The organism is Vibrio profundi, from assembly GCF_005281835.1.
Classification (GTDB): Bacteria; Pseudomonadota; Gammaproteobacteria; order Enterobacterales; family Vibrionaceae; genus Vibrio; species Vibrio profundi.
This window is the reverse complement of sequence record NZ_RZIS01000003.1, coordinates 97,663-119,493: the sequence shown is the minus strand read 5'-3', so window position 1 is coordinate 119,493 and position 21,831 is coordinate 97,663. Positions and strand designations below refer to the sequence as shown.

Sequence of the window (21,831 nt, the reverse complement as noted above, 5' to 3'; positions counted from 1 at the left end):
GACTAATCCATCAAACTTTTCGACTTGATTGCCTTCTTAGAGAGCTCTTTCGCGAACTCGGCAATATCAGCTTCAAACTCATTAACACTGCTACGAATTTCATCGAGCTGAACGGTTTGCATCACTCGGTTTTCCATCACGATTTGGCCATTTACAATGGTAGTATCGATATTGCTTGGGTTAGCTTGATACACCAAAGTTGCGTATGGGTCGTAGCTTGGCAGCATATTCGCTGATTGAGTTTCAACAATCACAATATCCGCTTTTTTGCCAACTTCCAGAGAACCAATTTGGTCTTCCATATGCAAAGCTTTCGCACCGCCTAACGTTGCCATTTCAATCACTTGTTCAGGGATCATAATAGTACGATCAGAGTGTTTAAGGCGCTGCATGTTAGCGGCATAGCTTAACGTTCGCATGATGTCGACTTGATTTGAACTCATTGGTCCATCGGTACCCAAGCCAATTCGCATGTCGGCACGATACATGTCCCAAGCAGGGGCAATGCCCGTGGCACCTTTCGCGTTTGCCATTGGGTTATATGAAATACCTGCATCAGCATCTTTCAATAGCTGTTGGTCTTCCTCTGAAAGATGGATACCGTGTGCAATAACCACACGTTCATCTAGCACGCCAATTTCCGCCATGTACCCTACAGGTGATGTGGCTTGGGTTTCATCTTTAATGCGCTTTTCTTCATTTGGAAATTCCGCCACGTGAATCAGCACAGGAACGTCGTAATGAGCAGAAAGTTGGTTAATTTCTTGCAGCTTCTCTTTGCTTACGGTGTACACAGCATGTGGGGCATAAGCAGGCGTGATCAATTCATCGTTTTTAAATTGTTCGATAAACCCCTTAGCGTAATCAATTCCGCCGTAAGGTTCTTTCGCATCAACAACCGGGAATTTGATAACGGTTTCGCCAAGAACGGCACGAAGGCCAACTTCTTTGGTCGCTTTCGCCATTTCATCCATGTGGTAGTACATGTCGGCATACGTCGTCACACCGCTTTGTGCCAGTTCAATGCTGCCTAATTTCGTTGCGTTGTAGATCAATTCTCGGCTTAACTTTTCAGCTTCAAGCGGGAAGAAGTACGCGAACAAACGGTTCGAAATGCCCTCTTCACCTAAACCACGAAATGCAATCATAGGCAGGTGGTTATGAGCATTCACCATACCTGGCATCACAATACCATCTTGCGCATCAATTACTTTTTCAGCGTGATATTGAGTGATCAAATCCTCGTTACCAATCGCGATGATCTCGTCGTCTCTCACGACCACGACTCCATCTTCAATCACATCCATTTGTGAGTTGATGGTCAGAACTTGCCCGTTGGTGATGATCAAATCAGCGTTATATGTTTGAGTGGCGACCGTCGAACCACAGCCTGCGATAAGGGCTGTACTAATAATGCATGCCAAGCTTTTGAGCTTCATTGCTAAACCTTAATGTTGTGCGTGTTGTAATCTTGCTAGAAACCCACATTGAGTTTCATATAGTGCCAATTAAGAGGCATCGAATTTTCGCCGCTACTATAGCTCTATTTTTAAATAAAATGGCATACTCAAACTAGGAAAGCTGAAATAAATGTGTAATTGCACAACAAGTCACACAAACACGCTCACTCTATACCCACATTATCTAAGCCATCTCCACAGCAATACAAATGCATACTAGCCTACGCGCATATTGCACACCCCTTCACTGAAATTTCAGTGTTTAAGCCCACCTTCCCATTCAGTTCAGCAGACCAATATTAATCAAACTTTGGCACAGCTCAAATTTTAAACGGATGTTTAATGGCTTTAACTTAATTTATTTTCAACATTTTTAGTTAAAAGGTAAAAATCCTATCTATTAATGTTTTTATCAAATAAATAACAGTTGCATAGAATAAAAGTTACCTATCCCTTTATTTTCCTGCCCTGTATAAAAATAACCAAACTCTAATTTAAATATCACTAAATTTAATAGATCAACAAACAACCAATTCACTCATAAATGTGTGATCGGGTTAAAATTTTATTTTATAAAGTTACTATAAATTGGCCGAATTCAATAAACATCAAAATACATATTAAAGGGGAACGAAACCTAACTAACAATAACCACACTAATAATATAAATAAAAGCTATTCAAAGAATCCTCATAATTATTAATGATGCCAGTTTTCTGGTAGGGGATCTTTTTAACTAAAAAAGCTTAAAATAAAAACATAGAAAGGCTATTCAATGAAAAAACTCAAACAGGCACTCACCTTATCGGCGATCTCTCTAAGCTTAATTTCTGCTTCTGTTGTCGCAAATACTTACCCTACTGGCGTTGAGGCATCTCCATCAACGCAACAAGAAATTTCACCAATTACCTATCAAACGATCATGGGTGAAAACGGTGCATTTATCGATTTAGAAACGGATGATTTCATCCTAAATCAAAAAGAATGGTTTCAAATTCAAGCCTACGTAGAAGGCGCTTTGGCTTTACCGATTACTGAAGCCAGCATGAAATCTACGTTAAGTATTCCCAACGATATTCCTTTTTCTAACTTCCAAGCTTTAGTTGAGCAATACGCCAAGATCCACGACAACGCGTTTTACTGGAAGAAGGATCTGTACCCTAGCATCGTAAATTTGTCGCTAAGCTTGGCGAACTATACACAGATCAAAGATTACATGATTCAACCACTTAGCAATGCTCTAAATGAAATGCTGAGCAAAGCTTTCTCTCCACTCCCTGATGATATTGCCGCTGTCGAACGTAACCGAAAGCTCGCCATTGCTTATTTAAAAAGCCTACAAAACTTTTCGACTCGCTATCAAAATGAAGTGTCAACGGTAGGCGACAACCTACTAGAATTCTCCGCTAAACTGGATACCCAAAAAATCCAACTTGATGTATTAGAAGGTACGCACAACGGCTACTTAAGCGATGACGGCAGTGCCCTTCAGCAACAAGTAAATGACATAAATGCGCGTATCAAACAGTTGAACGATGACTATAACCACTATGTAACGGTTGCCGCTACAGCCGTCACTTACGCTTGGTTCCCAATGGTTGCAGTTCCGATTATGGGTGTATATGGGGATAAAGCAGAGAAAGCGCGTAAGCTTCGTAATGAACTACAAAATGAAGTCAAAGATCTTCAGAGCCAACTGACATACACGCAAAAGATCTATAACTCGTACCACCGTTCTTCAGAAAGTATCGATGTTATTTCTACGAAAATAGAAAATGCGATTCCGCATATTAATAACCTAAAATTAAATTGGCAGAAGATGAATGCCGATTTTTCTTCTTTAATTGCAGCATTGGATGAAGCTGAAACCAATACCGAGATCTTAAAAGATGACGCGTTACTAGGCGCTGCGGGTGCACTTGCTAATACCGCCATTGCAGAGATGAATTGGAATAACATCAGCGAAAAAGCAAAAGCATTTGCTAATAACGCGTATATCCAAGAAATGGAATAACTTTTCTTCACTCCAATTATATCTAATTAGTACGACCTTAAAGCCTCACCTTAGTTAAAAACTAAGGTGATGGTTTCGGCTACCCAAAATTTAGTATTCCCTTAATTAACAGTGTTATTAAGGGGCTATAACAAGGAACTTAATATGAGATTACTTCCAGTTATTATTTCACTCTCATTATCTCCATACGCTTATTCCAGTGATTGGCTAGAGCTAAACAACTTGCCTCACAATATTGAATACCCAAGTTGGCAAACCGATGCGTATAACGACGTAGGCCTAGTTTCTCGCGCTACATCTGACTTACACATCAACCTTAACGATTGGATTGCAGAGCAAAACCTTTACGTCACTAAACCGACCAAAATTGTTGTCTTTGCCGATACGATAGAGGTATCAGAAAACTTTAATCTTGTGGTCAACAACCAAAATATTCTTATCTTCGCTCGGAAAATTGTCGGCTCTGGAACTCCCACTTTTGTACTTGGCCAACAAGGTTCTGCAGCTTCTGTCACCGTAATTGCTGATGAAATAGAAAGCCCGATTAATGTATTGGCTTTTCAATCTGATGGGTCTGTATCAAGGGAGTCCTTAACTGGCGGAGATACCAATGGCGCTTCCGTCGTATTAGCAGGTGAGCGTTATCGAAAATCAGATATTGAAGGCAATATCGCGGGTCAAATGAAGTTAGCAAGAACACCTTTTGCGGACATATTGAACCGAAGCTTTGACATGGCAGCAAGCCTGTTTGATACCCAGCCAGAAGTCAGCCTTCAACTGATCAACTGGATTGAAAAGAACATGCGCTTTGCAGGTTCAGTGGTTGAAGAGGATACACTGCTGTCAGATCTCTACCTGCAAACGGTCGCGTTTAAGCAGTTCATTAAATTCAATACCACAGAAAATAATTATGTCCCTTACCTCGATAAGTCACTGTATCAAGACAAGTATGCCGCTTACCTTGATGCAATGGTCGCTTACCAAAGCCAATGGGATATCGTCACCGACAGAAACACCGCTATTACGGACAAAGTTGAGTCAGCGAAGTTAGCACTTGCCAACGTGGTAGACGTTCTAAACGCACAGCAATCTATCATTAAACAAACCGAAGGGAACATCGACAAAATAGGTGATAGCCTGACTGAAATTGACAGTCAGTATAAAGCTCAAGAATTGGTAACACTCAGCGCGAGAACCACCTATTTGGTTGGTGTCGAAAACTGGAAAACCCAGCAACAACTAAATGCAGCGCTCGCGATTTTCAAAGCCATCGCAGAGATCGGTAGCGCTGTCAGCGGCGTGTTCACAGGTAACCTATCTGGGGTAAATGACTTAACCGACCAACTAGCCAAGACGCCTGAAGCACTCGAAAAAGCCAAAAACTTAGTGACCAATATTAAGTCGGTTACCGGCGTCATTGATAGCGTGACAAAAACCATTGCTGGGATCGCTCAATTAACTGCCGATGTGAAATCAACCATCAAACAACAAAAAATCTCAGAAGCGATGGATGGATTTAACTTTAACATTCCTACCATCAACGAAAGTAATTTAGCGTGGGATCTCATGCTGACTGAAGTACGTAGCAATCTTAGGTACGCCGACAGCTTGGGGATCAAAGGCGCGCGTAACTATTTATTAGAGCTCGAAAAACAAATCTTACTCGGCAAAAGCATTAACACCACTCAACTCAATTTTGCTCAAGAGCAAGCGAAGTTAGTCGATATGCTTCTCACTAATAACGTGACCAAAAACCAGCAAGCGCGCCTGACCACCGCAATAGATGGATATCAATCCGATTCGGAAGGCTTTGCATCAATCGAACGCGAACTGTCTCGAATTTTAATGCACTTCAAACGCCCTATGTATGTCGCGCTTTCCAACTACGTTCAAGCGTATGAATATTGGGCCCTCAAGCCAAGTGAGCTAATACCATCGCTCGACAAAACGTACCTCGATTACAAATTCGATCTCGCGTCTATCGAGAATGAATACGTCAATGCTCTGTCTTCTTTCCACCCTGCCCCTCAAGACTTCACGATAGATAATTACGTGATATCTGGTGAGGAACAGCTGACAAGCCTACTAGAAACCGGTCAGCTCAACTTTTCGATTCCTTTAGAGCAGGCTCAATTTTGTTCTTTTGACCGCGTTAGATTATCCACCATCCGAGTGTACTTAGAAGGAGAGAATCTTCCTTACGGTAAGCAGCTCAACATGCGAATATCAAGCGCCGGAAACTACCAAGACAGATACGCAGACGAAACATTCCAGTTCAGCTCTAACCCACTGTCTCGCGCGTTTTACTACCGCTTGGATGATCCAACAACCAATGATGTCAGTATCATTACCGATGGCGCCTTGGCCAACAAGTTTGAGTACGCGTATTTCCAGCCGACGCCTTTCAGTGCTTGGAACCTGACACTCAACAACTTCGATGAAACCAACTCATCCAATAACGAATACTTGCAAGACGTCGAACAAGTTAGAGTGGAATTCTTAGGCAGCGGTATTCCAAATGGCCGTAGTTGTTCACTTTAGCTTTTAGCTATCTAAAGTCTTAAGCAATCCACAGATCTGTGAAATAGCTTAGGCTCAGACCTAAGAGACAAAGGCCAGAATGAGATCAACTCTCACTCTGGCCTTTTAAAGATCTTATCGAAGTACGATTTTCCATACAAGCTAAATAATTACATTGGCTCGACGGTTGCGCGGCTCAATCGTATCTAGCTTTTAACACCACAACCTTTAATCACAAGTTGAGTAATAAACTTAGCGGCATCGGCGTAATCTTGATCGTCGAGCTGTTCTTTCTTCATCACACTACAAATTTGCCAACCAAAGTCAGCATAAGTTTGAGTGGCTGCCCAGATAGTAAACATCAAATGGTGAGCGGGCACTTCGTCCATTAACCCTTGAGCCGACCACGTTGAGAATTTATCAATGATCATCTGGGACTGTTTATACAGCTCATCACCAATTTCTTTAGGTAATACTTTGGCACCAGACATCACTTCATTAGCAAACACTTTCGATGCATGCGGGTGGTCACGGGAAATAATCAGTTTAGTTTGAATATATTGAGATAGCGCTTCGACGGGGTCATCGAGCTCTTCAATCGGGCGAGAAGCTTCTAGCAACGGTTCGGTGACCGTTTCGAGCACCGCGTTATAGAGCTTGTCCTTTGAACTGAAGTAATAAAATACATTAGGTTTGGGAATATCCGCAGCTTTGGCGATATCCACCATCTTTGTTGCGGCATAACCATGAGTAGCAAATTGTTCACAGGCTACTTCAATGATTAAATCCTGATTCTTTTGTCTGATCCTAGACATACTACGTCCTTTACAACCTATTACATAAGCCATAGTAATCAACGTGCTTCATTAGTCCAGCAGATATGTTTTATAAATCACTTAACTGTTTTGTCTGTTGCAAATATGACTTAAAAAAGTGGCCACCTGCACGAGAAGACACAGGCGGCCACCGCAAAAAGCTCTCTACGAAAACTAGAGAATGAGTATCGCGCGTAAATCATTCACATTGGTCAGAGTTGGCCCTGTTGTGAGTAATACGCCGGTTTTCTTAAAGAAATCATAACTGTTGTTGTCATCTAGGAAGTCTTCTGCCTTCAAAGCTTGTTTATTGCCTTCTAACCATGTTTCTGGCGTGATCCAAGCTCCCGCATTGTCTTCCACACCGTCAATACCATCGGTATCCGCTGCCAGTGCAAAAATTTTCTCATGGCCTTTAAGCTCATTGTATAAGCTCAATAAGAATTCACAGTTACGACCACCACGGCCATTCCCTTTTACGGTTACTGTAGTTTCTCCACCCGATAACAACACACATGGTGTTTCAAAAGGTTGGTTCTTGTCGGCAATTTGCTTGGCAAGTGCAGCATGCACTTTAGCCACATCTCTGGCTTCGCCTTCAATACAATCACTGAGAATATAAGCTGGAATACCAAGGCCTTCCGACTCTGCAGCTGCTGACTCTAACGCCGATTGCGGAGTCGCAATAATATGGTGTGTACTGTTCGCCCAGCATTCGTCTTCAGGTTTCACCGTCTCAGATTCAGGGCTGTTCAACCACTTAAATGCAGATGGTGGAATCGCAATCTCGTAACGCTCTAAAATGGCTAGAGCATCAAAACGAGTAGTGCTGTCTGGAACAGTAGGGCCAGATGCGATAACGCTAATATCATCGCCCGGTACATCTGAAATCGCTAAAGACAAAATCTGTGCTGGGTAAGCCGCTTTTGCTAATCGACCACCTTTAATTGCTGACAGGTGTTTGCGAACACAGTTCATTTCATCGATAGCAGCGCCCGACTTCAATAATGCTTTATTGATAGCTTGTTTCTCGGCTAGTGTGATTTCACCACCCGGTAAGCTTAATAGCGCTGAACCACCGCCAGATAACAAACAAATCACAGTGTCGTCTTCGTTAAGGCTACTCGCCAAATCAAGAATGCGTTGGCCAACTTCTAAGCCCATTGCATCTGGTACTGGGTGCGCGGCTTCAATTACTTCAATGAATTCACATGGGGCAGTGTGCTCGTAGCGAGTCACCACTAAGCCTTCAAGATCTCTTACAGCTAGGTCTTTACGAGCATTCTTCTGCCATACGGCTTCGAGTTCTGCTGCCATTGATGCTGCTGCTTTTCCGGCACCGATAACGACCGTACGCCCACCTTGATTGGCCGAGCGATAGAAAATATCTTCTGGTAGATATGGTTCGATATGATTTTTAGGCAGTGCTTCATTGACTGCACTATAGAAAAGGGTTTGCAAAAACTGTTTAGCATCAATGTCCATCAGCTACTCCTTAGTTGACAGAAAGATTAAAAAAAGAATCCCAATACAAGGCCTAGAAGTGCCTGCTAAGATAAGTTGGAAAGGGTCAACTTCAACTCCTAGCCTTGTATCGGGAACGCGTATAAAAGGAGACGAAACTACGCGATTTATTAACGAACTATATGAAACTTTCAGCAAACGGAACTCAGAGGTATAGCTCCGTTTACTAGCCTATGGTTTTGCCTATCCCCAAACGAAACCATAGGGTCTTACTGTTATTTGATGCTCACATCCTTAGTCAGCATCAAATCTTGCTCACCAATCAACATTAACGGATTGAGTGGTCTGAACGTTTTTCAATGGCTTGGATAAGTGCTGAGTGATCCCAACCTTCTCCGCCCATTTCTGCACATTCGCCAAATAGCTCCTGAGCAGTTGCAGTGTTTGGAAGTGAAACACCAAGCTCTTCTGCACCCGTTAGCGCTAGATTTAGATCTTTCTGGTGTAGAGAGATACGGAAACCTGGGTCGAAAGTACCTTCAACCATACGCTCACCATGTACTTCAAGAATCTTAGAGTTAGCAAAGCCACCTAGTAGTGCTTGACGAACGCGAGCTGGATCCGCACCTGCTTTCGAAGCAAATACTAACGCTTCTGACACTGCTTCAATGTTTAGTGCAACGATGATTTGGTTCGCCACTTTACATGTTTGGCCAGCACCATTTTCGCCAACTAGCGTGATGTTTTTACCCATGATTTCAAACAGTGGACGCGCTTTATCAAACGCTTCTTGCTCACCACCAACCATGATTGTCAGTGTTGCGTTGATAGCACCCACTTCACCACCAGATACCGGAGCATCTAGGTAAGAAGCACCACCTTCGTTAATACGAGCAGCAATAGCTTTCGTCGCGATAGGTGAGATTGAGCTCATATCGATCACTAGCTTGCCTGCAGCGCCACCAGCCGTTAGGCCTTGTTCTACGCCGTTTTCGCCAAATAGCACATCTTCAACTTGTGGTGTGTTTGGTACCATTAGGATGATCACTTCAGCAAGCTCTGTCGCTTCTGCTGGAGAGTGACAAACGGTTGCGCCTGCCGCGACTAGATCTGCTGGCGCTGCGTTGAAGTGATCGGTAAAGATCAAATCGTGGCCCGCTTTCTGAAGATTCTCAGCCATAGGCTTGCCCATGATGCCAGTACCGATAAATGCAATTTTAGACATGTTGTTCTCCTTAACTTTTTATTGAGTGCCAGTCGCGATTAGCGGTACTGGTTTAGCCAACCTAGGCCTTCTAAGGTTGTCGTTTCAGGTTTGTACTCACAACCTACCCAACCTTGATAACCAATGTCGTCTAAGTGTTTAAGTACGAATGGATAGTTGATTTCGCCCGTTCCCGGCTCGTGACGACCTGGGTTGTCCGCAAGTTGAACATGCGCAATTTGCTTAATGTTGTTTTGCATCGTTGGTGCGAGATCGCCTTCCATAATTTGCATGTGGTAGATATCGTATTGAATAGACAGATTATCGCTGCCCACTTCTTTAATGATTGCTTTTGCTTGCTCTGTGGTATTCAAGAAGAAACCTGGAATATCACGAGTGTTGATGGCTTCGATCACTAAGTGAATGCCTTCTGCTGCCAGTGCATTCGCAGCATAGTGCAGGTTAATCACGAAAGCGGCTTGTGCGTCTTGCTGTGTCACACCTTCAGGAACAATACCCGCTAGGCAGTTCACTTGCTTACAACCGAGCGCTTTAGCGTATTCAATCGCTTTTGGCACACCCGCTTGGAATTCTTCAACTCGAGATGGGTCTACCGCGATACCACGGTCGCCTGCATCCCAGTCACCAGCTGGCAAGTTGAAAAGCACTTGCTCTAGGTTGTTAGCGACGAGCTTTTGTTTGATCTCTTGTGCATCAAATGCATAAGGGAAAAGGTATTCAACGCCTTGGAAGCCTGCTTCGGCTGCCGCTTCGAAACGATCCATAAAATCGATTTCGGTGAATAACATTGACAAGTTTGCTGCAAATTTTGCCATTACTCTGTCCTTACTTTCTAAACAGCCCACTGCGCTTCGCGATATTGATTCTCGCGATGGTGAGCCCAAATTTTTTCCAATAGTGGCTCATATCTCGTGAGCCAGTATCGTCGTTATTGTTTGATTTACCGTAACCAGTATTTTGTTTTGAGGCCGACTCCGTTTGGAGTGAGCCAGTAGAGTCAGCTTTTGACTCTACTGAAACAAAGCTACTTGTGCGCAAGCGCTGTCGGGGCATCGGCGCGACTTTCGGCAAGCGGTTCAAATTCGTTGATGGCATTGATTTCTACACCCATAGCAATGTTCGTAACTCGTTCAAGAATCAGTTCTACTACTACAGGAACTTTGTGTTTGTTCATCAGCTCTTTCGCTTGCTCGAAAGCAGCAGCGATTTGGTCTGGTTCACGTACACGGATCGCTTTACAACCTAGGCCTTCTACCACTGCGACGTGGTCCACACCGTAGCCGTCAAGCTCAGGCGCATTTTGGTTATCAAAGGCAAGCTGAACACAGTAATCAATATCAAATTGACGTTGAGCCTGACGAATCAAACCTAGGTAAGAGTTGTTCACTAGTACGTGGATGTAAGGCAAGTTAAATTGCGCACCTACGGCTAGTTCTTCAATCATGAATTGGAAATCGTAGTCACCAGAGATAGCAACGATGTCACGATCTGGATCCGCAGCACGTACACCTAGAGCAGCAGGCGTTGTCCAACCTAATGGGCCCGCTTGACCACAGTTAATCCAATGTCGTGGCTTGTACACGTGTAGGAACTGAGCCGCCGCAATTTGCGATAGACCAATCGTACTGACGTAACAAGTATCGCGACCGAATGCTTTGTTCATTTCTTCGTATACACGCATCGGCTTCATTGGTGCGTCATCGAAGTTAGTCTTACGTAGCATGGTTGCTTTGCGTTCTTGACACTCGCCAACCCACTTACTACGGTCTGGCAGTTTGCCTGCATCACGCCACTCTTTTGCTACTTCAACCATTAGCTCAAGTGCTGATTTCGCGTCAGAGACAATACCTAGGTCAGGACAGAACACTCGGCCAATTTGAGTTGGCTCGATATCAACGTGAACGAACTTACGACCTTCAGTGTAAACATCTACAGAACCGGTATGGCGGTTTGCCCAGCGGTTACCAACACCGAATACGAAGTCTGAATTCAGCATGGTTTCGTTACCGTAACGGTGAGAAGTCTGTAGACCTACCATACCTGCCATTAGCTCGTGGTCATCTGGGATTGTGCCCCAGCCCATTAGCGTTGGAATTACTGGTACGCCAGTGATTTCAGCAAATTGCTGTAGTAACTCAGAAGCGCCTGCGTTGATTACACCACCACCAGACACAATCAGAGGGTTTGCAGATTCAGCCATCATTGTCATGGCCTTTTCAACTTGCTCACGTGTTGCTTGTGGTTTGTACGGTGCTAACGGCTCGTACGTATCGATGTCGAACTCGATTTCAGCAAGCTGAACATCAATAGGTAAATCAATCAGGATTGGACCTGGACGACCTGAACGCATTAGGTGGAATGCTTTTTGGAAAGCACGTGGCACCTGTGCAGGTTCTAGAACCGTAGTTGCCCACTTAGTCACTGGTTCAGCGATTTTTTCAATGTCTACCGCTTGGAAGTCTTCTTTATGAAGACGAGCACGCGGCGCTTGGCCTGTAATACAAAGGATTGGGATCGAATCCGCTGAAGCAGAATAAAGACCAGTAATCATGTCTGTGCCCGCAGGGCCAGAAGTACCGATACAAACACCGATATTGTCTTGATTAGTACGGGTATAACCCTCTGCCATGTGAGACGCACCTTCAACGTGACGAGCTAGTACATGATCAATACCGCCTAGTTTCTTCATTGCTGCATACATAGGGTTGATTGCTGCGCCAGGTACACCAAATGCGATGTCCACTCCTTCACGCTTAAGCACTTCAACAGCTGCTTCAATTGCTTTCATTCTTGCCATTCGAACCTCCAGTTTCGATTGTATACAATTTTATTCGCTTTTGTGTACTATGAATCATCCTCAGGATTTAGCAACCCCTAAATGAAACATTTTTTTTACAATCTAAGCGATATTAAGTAATCACTAACCCCTTAAACCTTAGTATTCATTGCTTTACATAAAATATCTTTACGTAAAAATAATTTCGCAACTTTCAATTTGATAAATAAATGTTAAATACCCTTTGATTGTTTACACAATTTGCAATATAAGTATCTTTAAAAATAATGTTTTGTACACAAAATCGAATGATATTGTTTAAAGGAGACAGGCAATGATTTTGAATGATGTAAAGGAAAGAGAAGAGTCACTTTGTATTCAGGTACTCGGTAACATGGACAAGCCCGAGTACAAGCAAATCTTGTCCGATGATGCTTTATCCTTCTTACAGGCAGTAGTAAATAAGTTTGGCGATCGCAGAAATGCGCTTCTAGACGCTCGCGATGAAAAACAAGCTAAGTTCGATAACGGTGAGTTACCTAACTTCCGTGAAGATACTCTTGCTATTCGCCAAGACAAAAGCTGGAAAGTGGCTACCCCACCACCTGAACTGCTAGACCGCCGAGTAGAAATTACTGGCCCTATCGAACGTAAGATGGTGATTAACGCGCTGAACTCGGGCGCAAAAGTATTTATGTGCTGTTTCGAAGATGCCTCTTCGCCAACGTGGGCGAACATGGTCGACGGCCAAATTAACTTACGTGATGCCAACTTAGGTACCATTAGCTACTTTGATGAAAAGAAAGGTAAGCAATATTCTTTAAACGAAGATCCATCTCTATTGATTGCTCGACCACGCGGCCTGCACCTGCCAGAGCAATCGATTCAATTTAACGGCCAAGCTATAGCGGGCTGTTTGATGGATTTCGCTTTGTACTTCTTCCACAACTATCAAACACGAGCAGATAAGGGGCTAGGTGTTTATTACTACATTCCGAAACTGGAAAGTATGGAAGAAGCGCAGTGGTGGAACGATGTATTCACCTTCACTGAAGATTATTTCAAAGCACCACGTGGCACCATTCGCGCGACCGTTCTAATTGAAACGCTACCAGCGGTTTTCCAAATGGAAGAAATGCTGTATGCGATGCGTGATCACATCGTTGCGATGAACTGTGGCCGCTGGGACTACATTTTCAGCTACATCAAAACACTGAAAAACCATCAAGACCGTATCTTGCCAGACCGACACGGCATTGGCATGGATCAAGAATTCCTTAACGCCTACAGCCAATTGCTGGTTCGTACTTGTCACGCTCGTGGCGCATTAGCGATGGGTGGCATGTCAGCCTTCATTCCAGCGAAAGATCCAAAAGAAATGGAACGTGTAACTGCGAAGGTAATTGAAGACAAACAACGTGAATCGCAAAACGGTCACGATGGCACTTGGGTTGCACACCCTGCACTCGTTGATTTAGCGATGTCTGTTTTCGACAAACACTTAGACGGCAAAGTAAACCAATTGGATTACCAAAGCCCAACTCACACGATTGACGCAGACCTACTACTTAAGCCATGTGCTGGTACTCGCGACGAAGCTGGCGTTCGTAAGAATATTCGCATCGCTTTGTACTACATCGAAGCATGGATTCAAGGTTTTGGTTGTGTGCCAATTTACGGCTTGATGGAAGACGCTGCTACGGCAGAAATCTCGCGTGCCAATATCTGGCAATGGATTCACCATGGCGTTCAACTGGATGACGGCCAAGAATTCACAGCAAAATTATTCCACTCTTGGTTATACCAAGAGCTAGATACCATAAAACTTGAAGTCGGTGATACTCGTTACGCGGCAGGTCGATTTGAAGAGACAGCTGATCTTTTCTATCAACTTTCTACCGCTAAAGAGTTTGCTGCCTTCCTAACTTTACCAAGCTATGGGTTATTGCAAGAGCCAAGTTAAGGCGATTCATACCCTTTGAAAACTAGGAGATAACATGGGAAGTTTGACTCTACAACAAGCGTTAACCATCATTGATGGTACCTTTAAAGCAGGGAAAGAGATCCGCACAGAACCTTTGACGGTCGCCGTCTTAGACAGTGGCGGTAAACTCATTTCATTGCAACGTCAAGACGGCTCGAGCATGATGCGACCAGACATCGCGATAGCCAAAGCTTGGGGGGCACTGGCACTCGGTTGTTCCTCAAGAAAACTGGCACAAGATGCCGATAACCGACCTGCGTTTATCTCCGCAGTTAACGTACTGGCTCACGGCAATATGGTCCCTGTACCGGGTGGCCTATTAATCCGTGATGCAGACAAAACCGTGCTAGGAGCAATCGGCGTAAGTGGCGATGTTTCTGACATCGATGAAAGCTGCGCCATAAATGGGATTGGCTGCGCCGACCTTTTCAGTGATGAAATGGCACAAGCGTAACTTCAATCAGATTGTGAACCGCACTCTTACTCACGTTAACATTCAAACAAACAAAAACCGAAGTCACTGACTTCGGTTTTTTTATTCTCGTAAGCTCACATCACATCTGCATATAACTTCGATAAAGCAGCTTGCAAACACTCATGTATTCACAAGCCATAAGCCGTTTACCGTTTATTCGTAAGCACTAAGCCAAGTTTTAAGTAGCTGATTGGTATTCTTTTTTTGAGTCGCCGATAACGATTTTACTAGGTACTTTTGAGTTTCTACGTGTTCCGACATCATTTGGTCGATTAACACCAAACCATCTTTGGTTAACTCAACAGTGACACTGCGTCGGTCTTCTTTACTGTGCGCTCTTACAATCAAACCTTTCGCTTCAAGCTTATCTAATCGATTCGTCATCGCGCCAGATGTCAGCATCATAGATTCAATCAATTCAGACGGGGTTAAGCGGTACGGTTTCCCTGAACGACGCAGTGTCGCCAGAACATCAAACTCACCTAATTTCATGTCGTATTTTTTATGAAGATCAGCAACTTGTGTCTCCATGTACTTGGCAATACGCATGATTCTACCCATCATTGCCATTGGTTCAGTTTCTAGCTCAGGCTTTTCCTTAGCCCACTGCTCTACTACGCGGTCGATAGCATCCATTTGCAACCTAGCTCCATAATTGATTTCGATACTTCGAATTAGTTTAACATAAAGATACTTTACAATCATAAATTATAAGTATACAGTTCACACAAATAGTTATCTTAACGTAAAGATATTTCAAATGAATATACTACTGGCAATGATCCCTGCCTTCTTTTGGGGAACAACCTATGCAGTGACGCAATTTACGCTACAGGAGTGGCCACCATTGTTATTGGGTGCATTACGCGCCTTGCCTGCTGGTCTGTTATTGCTTGCAGTAAAACCGACTTTGCCAAAAAAAGGCGAATGGCAAATTATTTTCAGCCTTGGCCTCATTAACATCGCGACCTTCTTTGGTTTGATCTTTGTAATGGCGTTAACCTTGCCATCTGCGATATCCGGTGTAGGTATGATTTCAGTACCTGTGTTTGCTATGATCTTTCATTGGATCGTTAAAAAGCAGCGCCCGCACTTTATTCAAGCGGCATCAGGGGCTGGTCTCGTCGCATTAGCGTGGATGCTGTTTAACCCAAGTCAGATCTCACTAAACCCTGTGGGTTTAGGCGCAATGTTTGCCGCAATTATGTGTATCATCATTGGCAGCAGTATTACTAAGTCACTAGGTAATAAAATGCACTGGTGGAAAGTGCTTACTTGGCAGCTGATTTTAGGCGGCATGATTTTGTCACTTGCTTCAATCGTCCACGCGTTTATTGATCCCCAACCCTACGCCAATGCGCTTAACAACTTCGACAGCCGCAACGCGATGGGCTTACTTTGGGTCATCGGATTAAATACAGCACTTGGCTATGGCATGTACGTTTGGTTGCTACAACGTATGTCAGTGGTCGACTTTACCTTCGGTGGTATTGCTAACCCAGTCGCAGGCATCGTGACAGGCATGGTATTGATGGGTGAATCGTTCACCGCAACGCAATACTCCTTCATGATAGGTATGATTGTTATGTCATTGCTGCCGCAAATCATCTTAGCGATAAGGCAAGCGAAACCAGTTCAAACTGTTACTGAATAAGTAGAAATTACCACCATACGAATAAACCCGCCGAGCGCGGGTTTTTCTTTATTTGGCTCACATCCATATCAAATATCCATTTGTCCTCTTATCTACCTGACCTTATTATTAATATATTCAGGCATTAAGGCGTTCAAGATGGCAAAAGATCTCTTCTCTAATCTCGATTTAAATTTACTTCGCACTTTCATTATTCTTCACCAAGAAAGGAACATGCGAAAAGCCTCCGAGCGTCTATTCGTATCTCAACCAGCGGTGAGTAAAGCATTACAACGCTTAAGAGATCATTTCGATGACGAGCTGTTTGTAAAAACCCACCATGGACTACGTGCCACCGAACATGCAAACATGCTGGCTGAAAGTATTGCGCCAATAATGGATGAGCTTAGTCTAGCCCTGAATAGCAGTAATGATTTCGACCCAAAACAGTTGCAAGGCCCGATCAAGCTAGCACTCTCCCCATTTTTGCTTAGCTCGATTTCGAGCAAACTATTCCAGGCAATTCGCGCCCAAGCGCCCAATGTTGAAGTTCACTTATTGAACTGGTCGAAAGCCACCATGACCGAAATTATCAATGATGAAGTACATATTGGGCTTAACTACGAAATTGGTCACGCGCCTAAAGAGCTCCTTCAACAGCCTATCGCACAAGACAGCTTCAAAGGGTATGTCCGCCATGATCACCCTTACAAAGGTGACTTTATTGAAGTGAAGGATGGTGTGAACTTTGAGTTGGCGACCGTAATAGCAATTGATTGGAACTCGCACCAACCACTTGCGGAAAAAATCCTCAAAGTAAAAGGGCTTTCAGCAAATGTAGGCTTTCGTTCAGAACTACCATCCGCTGTCCTTGATGTCGTGAAAAACTCAGACATGATGTTCCCAGCATCTAAGTTTCTCGATATAGAACAAAAAACCTCTTTAAGGGCTATTCAAATCCGCTTCGATAGTACCGATATCATGCCTACTGTTTGTGCTTACTTCCACCACAAGAACCGCAACAGCCCAACAACACTGTGGTTAAAAAAGGTACTCGACTCTATCCTCAATGATAACCAGTAGTTATCACGCTGTTTATCTGGGCTCATTAATAACCAAGCGTAAAAGCCTCTATTCCATCAAGCGATTAGAGGCTTTTTTACGCTCTCCATATACTTCTCTCATCGGCTAGGAACGCCACACAACACTGCAAGACGCAACCTTTTGTTCCTAACACACTTTGAGAGTAGATCATGAAACTAAAACTATTAAGCACACTAATCGCAGCCTCTTTCCTAGCTGGTTGTTCTTCTTCTGGTTCAAGTGACAATGGGGGTACTGGCCCAGCACCGCAAGATGGAATTGCTGATGTTCAGTACCTTCAGGGCGAAGAGTTTGACGCTGCTCTGATTACAGGTGACGCTGGTGACTACAATGCTTTGATTGTCCGAGATCAAACCGGTGAAGGTTCAACTCACGTACTAATCGACGGAAACATATACTCAGTAGAAGAAGGTCAAGTTGTCGATAGTCAAGGTAATGTAATGGGAACTCTTATTACACAAGGCGACACAATTACTTACCAAGGAGTCATTAAAGGCGAATTAGTTGAAGTAACCCTAACGGTTGTCGATGGCCGCCTTATGGCAGACGGCACCATTGTCGATACTCCGCCGAAATGGGGAGATGAAGGCGCTACTTCTATCTCAATCGTTGAAGAAGGTGAAAGCAAGTTAATCTATATTGGTGAAGAACACATTGGCACAATCAACGAGTTAGGAACCATCATTAAAGATGATAAAGCTATTGGTGAATTTGAAGGTGATAGACACAACGGAAGTGCCTATTTCTACGACGGTTCAACTGTTAACTTTACAACGGACGAACTTAACGGTCACACAACCGTAACTGTTAAAAAAGATGGGATGATCTACACATGGAACAGTGCTACAGGTGAGAAGTCGGTATCTATTGATGAGAATATTGATAACGAATGGGGACTAGTCGACCCAGAATTTGGTCTTGGGTTTGAGTTTGAGTTAGTTGATGATAACAAACTCGTAATTAGTTTAGGGGCTAGTGAAGTGACCATTACAGATACACCTGTTGGCATCATTGTATCTGGTTCAGAAGGCGAAACAGCGGTATCTGTAAAGACTGCGAACGCATATAAAGAAGCTATGACTCACTTAACTCCAAATGAGCAAAAGTTCCTAGCTATTGCATTTGTTGCAAACGAAGGGAAAGGAGCTGTTAGTGAAGAGATGAGAGATAAGGCTTGGCACACGACCAAAGACATCACTGCACAGTGGGCTCAAGATAATAAACTTACTATGTTGAAGATTGCTAACATAGAGATGGATTTAAAAGGTAATTCTCTAGGTTACTACTTGCTTACTGGTGAAAGAAAAACAGTACAAGAGCTAAAAGATACAGCAAAAGATAAGATCACAGAGTGGCTACCAACTCGACCTGAATTAACAGCAGAGCAAAAGCATGAACTACGCTCACAAATTCAATCACTATCTCAAGAGCAACGTCAGCAAATCAAACAAGCGATCAAAGATCGCGCTAGCCGCAGCTAGATAAAATAATAAAATAAAAAGCAAAGGAGTCGCTTATATGCGGCTCCTTTTTTTTGAGAGTTTTCGAGATTCCTATGAAACGACTAATTTTACTTGGTTTGGTGAGTGGCTATGCGCTGTCAAACGAGCCAGCCTCTACCACTCTAAGTTACCACGAGCCAAGCCTTAGCTTTCAAACCGCTAAAGCTGGAGACAGCTGGGTTGGCACTGTTTCGGGAGTGATTCAAGCGACGGAAGAAATCAATATCAGTGCAGAAATCGACTCCGAAGGTTATCTAGAACTCGGCACCGGTTACGGTTTGATGCTTGGTGATTACTATACCGAAGCGTTTATCAGTTATGGCCGTGCAGACCTGATGGATATTTATGACATCGGCCTTTTTGGCGGTGCAGCACTTACCGATAATATTATGGTTTTTGCCAATACATCACACGAATGGCGCAAGGTATCAATTCCGATTTTCGACATGACAAACCGAGAATGGAAAAACACCATTGGCACTAGCTATTCACCCTCTCAGTACATGAACTTTTCCTATTCGTTTAGTCATGACCGCTCCTTAACCGGAGACAAAGGCTACTACAACAGCCAAGACGTCACCTTTACGCTTAAACCAAAGTGGGTGGAGCCATATTTGAAATATACGTTTGGCCAAAAACGGGTAAGCCCAGGAGACGTATTTAGGTCAGATGGCAGTGTCGAACTTGGGTTCAATCTACGTTTTTAATTTTACCGTTTCATTTGGTAACTCTCCCCCTTTGCTGTAAGCCTTGGGCAAAGGGGATTTTTTATAACCTACCACTAACTACTCAGCGCATTTTAATTATAAGCCATTACCTTTTCATCGGACGCTTTCGTTTACTTTATTGAACCAATACAGGTAAAGTCTAAGCACGATTTATGCAGGTGTATGAAAGGGTTATATGCATTACGATGTTTTTAATGGCGATGCCGATGGGATAATTGCGCTCCTCCAACTACGACTAGCCGAACCAAAAGAGAGCCAGCTCGTCACCGGAATTAAGCGCGATATCAAATTACTCGACCAAGTAAATAATGCGAACGATGCCACCTCTGTTACCGTTCTTGATATTTCAATGGAAAAGAACACGGCTGCGTTACAGGCATTGCTTAAAAAAAGCATCGGTGTTTTCTATTGTGATCATCACCGCTGTGGTGACATCCCAAATTCTCCACACCTAACTGCGCTCATTAACTTAGACTCTGAAGTCTGTACTGGGTTACTGATCAACGAATATCTTAACGGTCAATTCTTCAACTGGGCAATCACTGCGGCATTTGGTGACAACCTAATTTCCACCGCGCAAGACTTGGCTAAAACCAGTAGCTTAACGCCTGATGATATTGAGTTTTTAAAAGAACTTGGCACTTTGATCAATTACAACGGATACGGAGCTTCGTTAGATGATCTGCATATTGCACCCGATCAATTATTCCGCCAGTTACTGAACTACAAAGATCCGCTGTTATTAAAAGGGGATAAAGGCTCTCCGTATTACCAGCTAAAGCGCGGCTACAATGCCGACTACAAAGAGCTCTCTGCTATCAGCCCTATATTTGAAAACGAAACTTGCCGCGTATTTGAGTTACCCAATCAGCCATGGGCTCGACGTATTAGCGGCGTTTTTGGCAATCAACTCGCCAACCAAAAACCAGAAAAAGCTCACGCAGTTCTCACATTGAATTCAAACAAATCAGATTACACGGTAAGCGTGCGGGCTCCATTAGAAAACCGTATCGGCGCAGATGAAGTGTGCGGGCAATTTGCCACGGGAGGAGGCAGAAAAGCAGCAGCCGGAATCAATGCTCTACCGCTTAATGACAAGCATGCATTTGTCACAGCATTAAATAGCTTTTACCAATAGACTAATCTGAAAACCACTTCACCCCTCGTGAATAGGTCAATGCTGGTGCTTAATACCTCTAGTGATTAATACCTGGAAGCATGATTGCCTCTGCATAAGAGTGAAGAAAACCGCGGCTCATTAAAGCTAAGGAATTGCGGATTTTACGGCACAGACGGACACTGCCCAGAAGGGTAAGAAGTGGCGGATTCAATAATCAAATTTATCGCCAAGCACATCTAAGCTTTAAGATGACGACTTAGAATAGCTCTAGAGCGAGTCAGCCTATTACAATTTTGCAATGAGGCTGACTCATTTAGTCTAGCGTCCTTAAAAAGGGGCGCTTGATTACTCTAAAAATAGTTGGATGAGGTATCCTCTAAACCCGTTATATCGCTAAACCATTAAAAACTATAGAGAATTAATAAACCGACCTTTATAAAAGCTAAATCTATTCTGTAACCAGTGATCCACACTCATTCCTCCGCCCCCGTGCACCGCTAACACTAGAAACCCACCTGCTAGCGATAAGTTTTTATAGAAGTGAATCATCTGTCCTGACTGGCTCAAATCAAAGTGAAACATCAGTCCAGAGATAACAGAAAACGCAGTGATGGTTAACGCAGTCACACGAGTCAAAAAGCCCACTAAAATTGCAAGACCACCAAAAAATTCGAGTAATATAACCAACGGTAACAAAGCCCCAGTAACACCTTGTGTCGCCATATAGTTGGCCGTTTGTTCGTAATTAAGCAGTTTGCCCCACCCAGCTTGAATAAATAGATAAGCCAGCAGAATGCGCGCGACCACTAGTAAAGAATCGTTCCAAGTAATTTTCATTGAAAAAGCCTTAAGTTAAATTTTTCAATAGGTTACCTGTCGGCTCAACAAGAGGATATCTCGAAAAATAAAACGACTTGTTCTGAAATTTAGTAGACATATCCCCATACAATTTTCTAACGGTTATCCGCTCTTCTACACCATCAACTGCTGATAGGATTAACGGCATCTTTT

At 43.5% G+C, this 21,831-nt stretch carries 18 protein-coding genes; 9 read left to right on the top strand and 9 right to left on the bottom strand.

All coding sequences use genetic code 11. From position 1 onward, the window contains the following. Positions 1-2 precede the first annotated feature (2 nt). Entirely contained in the window at positions 3-1,439 is a 1,437-nt protein-coding gene (locus tag ELZ11_RS09345; protein ID WP_137357137.1) for an amidohydrolase, read from the bottom strand. A 796-nt stretch (positions 1,440-2,235) separates the two neighbouring features. On the opposite strand from ELZ11_RS09345, the gene ELZ11_RS09340 reads away from it, so the two are divergent. Continuing rightward, complete coding sequence (locus ELZ11_RS09340; RefSeq protein ID WP_137357136.1) at positions 2,236-3,474, top strand: alpha-xenorhabdolysin family binary toxin subunit A; 1,239 nt, start codon at positions 2,236-2,238, stop codon at positions 3,472-3,474. Between the two features lie 144 nt (positions 3,475-3,618). Further along, positions 3,619-6,015 (top strand): hypothetical protein, encoded by a 2,397-nt coding sequence (locus ELZ11_RS09335; protein WP_137357135.1) that lies wholly within the window; start codon positions 3,619-3,621, stop codon positions 6,013-6,015. A gap of 185 nt (positions 6,016-6,200) precedes the next feature. Here the strand turns inward: ELZ11_RS09335 and ELZ11_RS09330 are convergent, their stop codons facing one another. The 6 genes from ELZ11_RS09330 to gcl all read right to left on the bottom strand — a co-directional run bounded on the left by ELZ11_RS09330 (position 6,201) and on the right by gcl (position 12,295). After that, entirely contained in the window at positions 6,201-6,809 is a 609-nt protein-coding gene (locus ELZ11_RS09330; protein WP_137357134.1) for a TetR/AcrR family transcriptional regulator, read from the bottom strand. Between the two features lie 174 nt (positions 6,810-6,983). Beyond that, positions 6,984-8,294, bottom strand: coding sequence for a glycerate kinase type-2 family protein (locus tag ELZ11_RS09325; RefSeq protein WP_137357133.1), 1,311 nt, complete (start codon positions 8,292-8,294; stop codon positions 6,984-6,986). Between the two features lie 307 nt (positions 8,295-8,601). Next, complete coding sequence (locus ELZ11_RS09320) at positions 8,602-9,498, bottom strand: 2-hydroxy-3-oxopropionate reductase (RefSeq protein WP_137357132.1); 897 nt, start codon at positions 9,496-9,498, stop codon at positions 8,602-8,604. A gap of 38 nt (positions 9,499-9,536) precedes the next feature. After that, positions 9,537-10,313, bottom strand: coding sequence for a hydroxypyruvate isomerase (gene hyi / locus ELZ11_RS09315; RefSeq protein WP_137357131.1), 777 nt, complete (start codon positions 10,311-10,313; stop codon positions 9,537-9,539). Between the two features lie 10 nt (positions 10,314-10,323). Further along, positions 10,324-10,551 (bottom strand): hypothetical protein, encoded by a 228-nt coding sequence (locus ELZ11_RS09310; RefSeq protein WP_137357130.1) that lies wholly within the window; start codon positions 10,549-10,551, stop codon positions 10,324-10,326. Then, positions 10,523-12,295 (bottom strand): glyoxylate carboligase, encoded by a 1,773-nt coding sequence (gene gcl, locus ELZ11_RS09305; RefSeq protein ID WP_137357129.1) that lies wholly within the window; start codon positions 12,293-12,295, stop codon positions 10,523-10,525. The genes ELZ11_RS09310 and gcl overlap by 29 nt, the downstream gene beginning before the upstream one ends. A gap of 316 nt (positions 12,296-12,611) precedes the next feature. On the opposite strand from gcl, the gene aceB reads away from it, so the two are divergent. Further along, positions 12,612-14,237 (top strand): malate synthase A, encoded by a 1,626-nt coding sequence (gene aceB / locus ELZ11_RS09300; RefSeq protein ID WP_208746706.1) that lies wholly within the window; start codon positions 12,612-12,614, stop codon positions 14,235-14,237. Between the two features lie 34 nt (positions 14,238-14,271). Then, positions 14,272-14,712, top strand: a complete 441-nt coding sequence (locus tag ELZ11_RS09295; RefSeq protein WP_137357127.1) for a GlcG/HbpS family heme-binding protein — start codon at positions 14,272-14,274, stop codon at positions 14,710-14,712. Positions 14,713-14,886: 174 nt separating this feature from the next. Here the strand turns inward: ELZ11_RS09295 and ELZ11_RS09290 are convergent, their stop codons facing one another. Continuing rightward, positions 14,887-15,369 (bottom strand): MarR family winged helix-turn-helix transcriptional regulator, encoded by a 483-nt coding sequence (locus tag ELZ11_RS09290; protein WP_137357126.1) that lies wholly within the window; start codon positions 15,367-15,369, stop codon positions 14,887-14,889. A 124-nt stretch (positions 15,370-15,493) separates the two neighbouring features. On the opposite strand from ELZ11_RS09290, the gene ELZ11_RS09285 reads away from it, so the two are divergent. From ELZ11_RS09285 to ELZ11_RS09265, 5 genes are all read left to right on the top strand, one after another. Then, entirely contained in the window at positions 15,494-16,387 is an 894-nt protein-coding gene (locus ELZ11_RS09285) for a DMT family transporter (protein WP_137357125.1), read from the top strand. Positions 16,388-16,525: 138 nt separating this feature from the next. Further along, positions 16,526-17,449, top strand: a complete 924-nt coding sequence (locus ELZ11_RS09280) for a LysR family transcriptional regulator (RefSeq protein ID WP_137357124.1) — start codon at positions 16,526-16,528, stop codon at positions 17,447-17,449. A gap of 170 nt (positions 17,450-17,619) precedes the next feature. Continuing rightward, the gene (locus tag ELZ11_RS23880; protein WP_208746701.1) at positions 17,620-18,951 is read left to right on the top strand and encodes a hypothetical protein; all 1,332 of its coding nucleotides are present in this window, start codon (positions 17,620-17,622) and stop codon (positions 18,949-18,951) included. 53 nt (positions 18,952-19,004) lie between these two features. Next, the gene (locus tag ELZ11_RS09270; RefSeq protein WP_137357123.1) at positions 19,005-19,679 is read left to right on the top strand and encodes a hypothetical protein; all 675 of its coding nucleotides are present in this window, start codon (positions 19,005-19,007) and stop codon (positions 19,677-19,679) included. 196 nt (positions 19,680-19,875) lie between these two features. Further along, positions 19,876-20,838, top strand: coding sequence for a DHH family phosphoesterase (locus ELZ11_RS09265; protein WP_137357122.1), 963 nt, complete (start codon positions 19,876-19,878; stop codon positions 20,836-20,838). Positions 20,839-21,228: 390 nt separating this feature from the next. On the opposite strand, the gene ELZ11_RS09260 is transcribed toward ELZ11_RS09265, so the two are convergent. After that, positions 21,229-21,657 carry a DoxX family protein gene (locus ELZ11_RS09260; protein WP_137357121.1) on the bottom strand — a complete coding sequence of 143 codons (429 nt, stop codon included), beginning with the start codon at positions 21,655-21,657 and terminating at the stop codon, positions 21,229-21,231. Positions 21,658-21,831 lie beyond the last annotated feature (174 nt).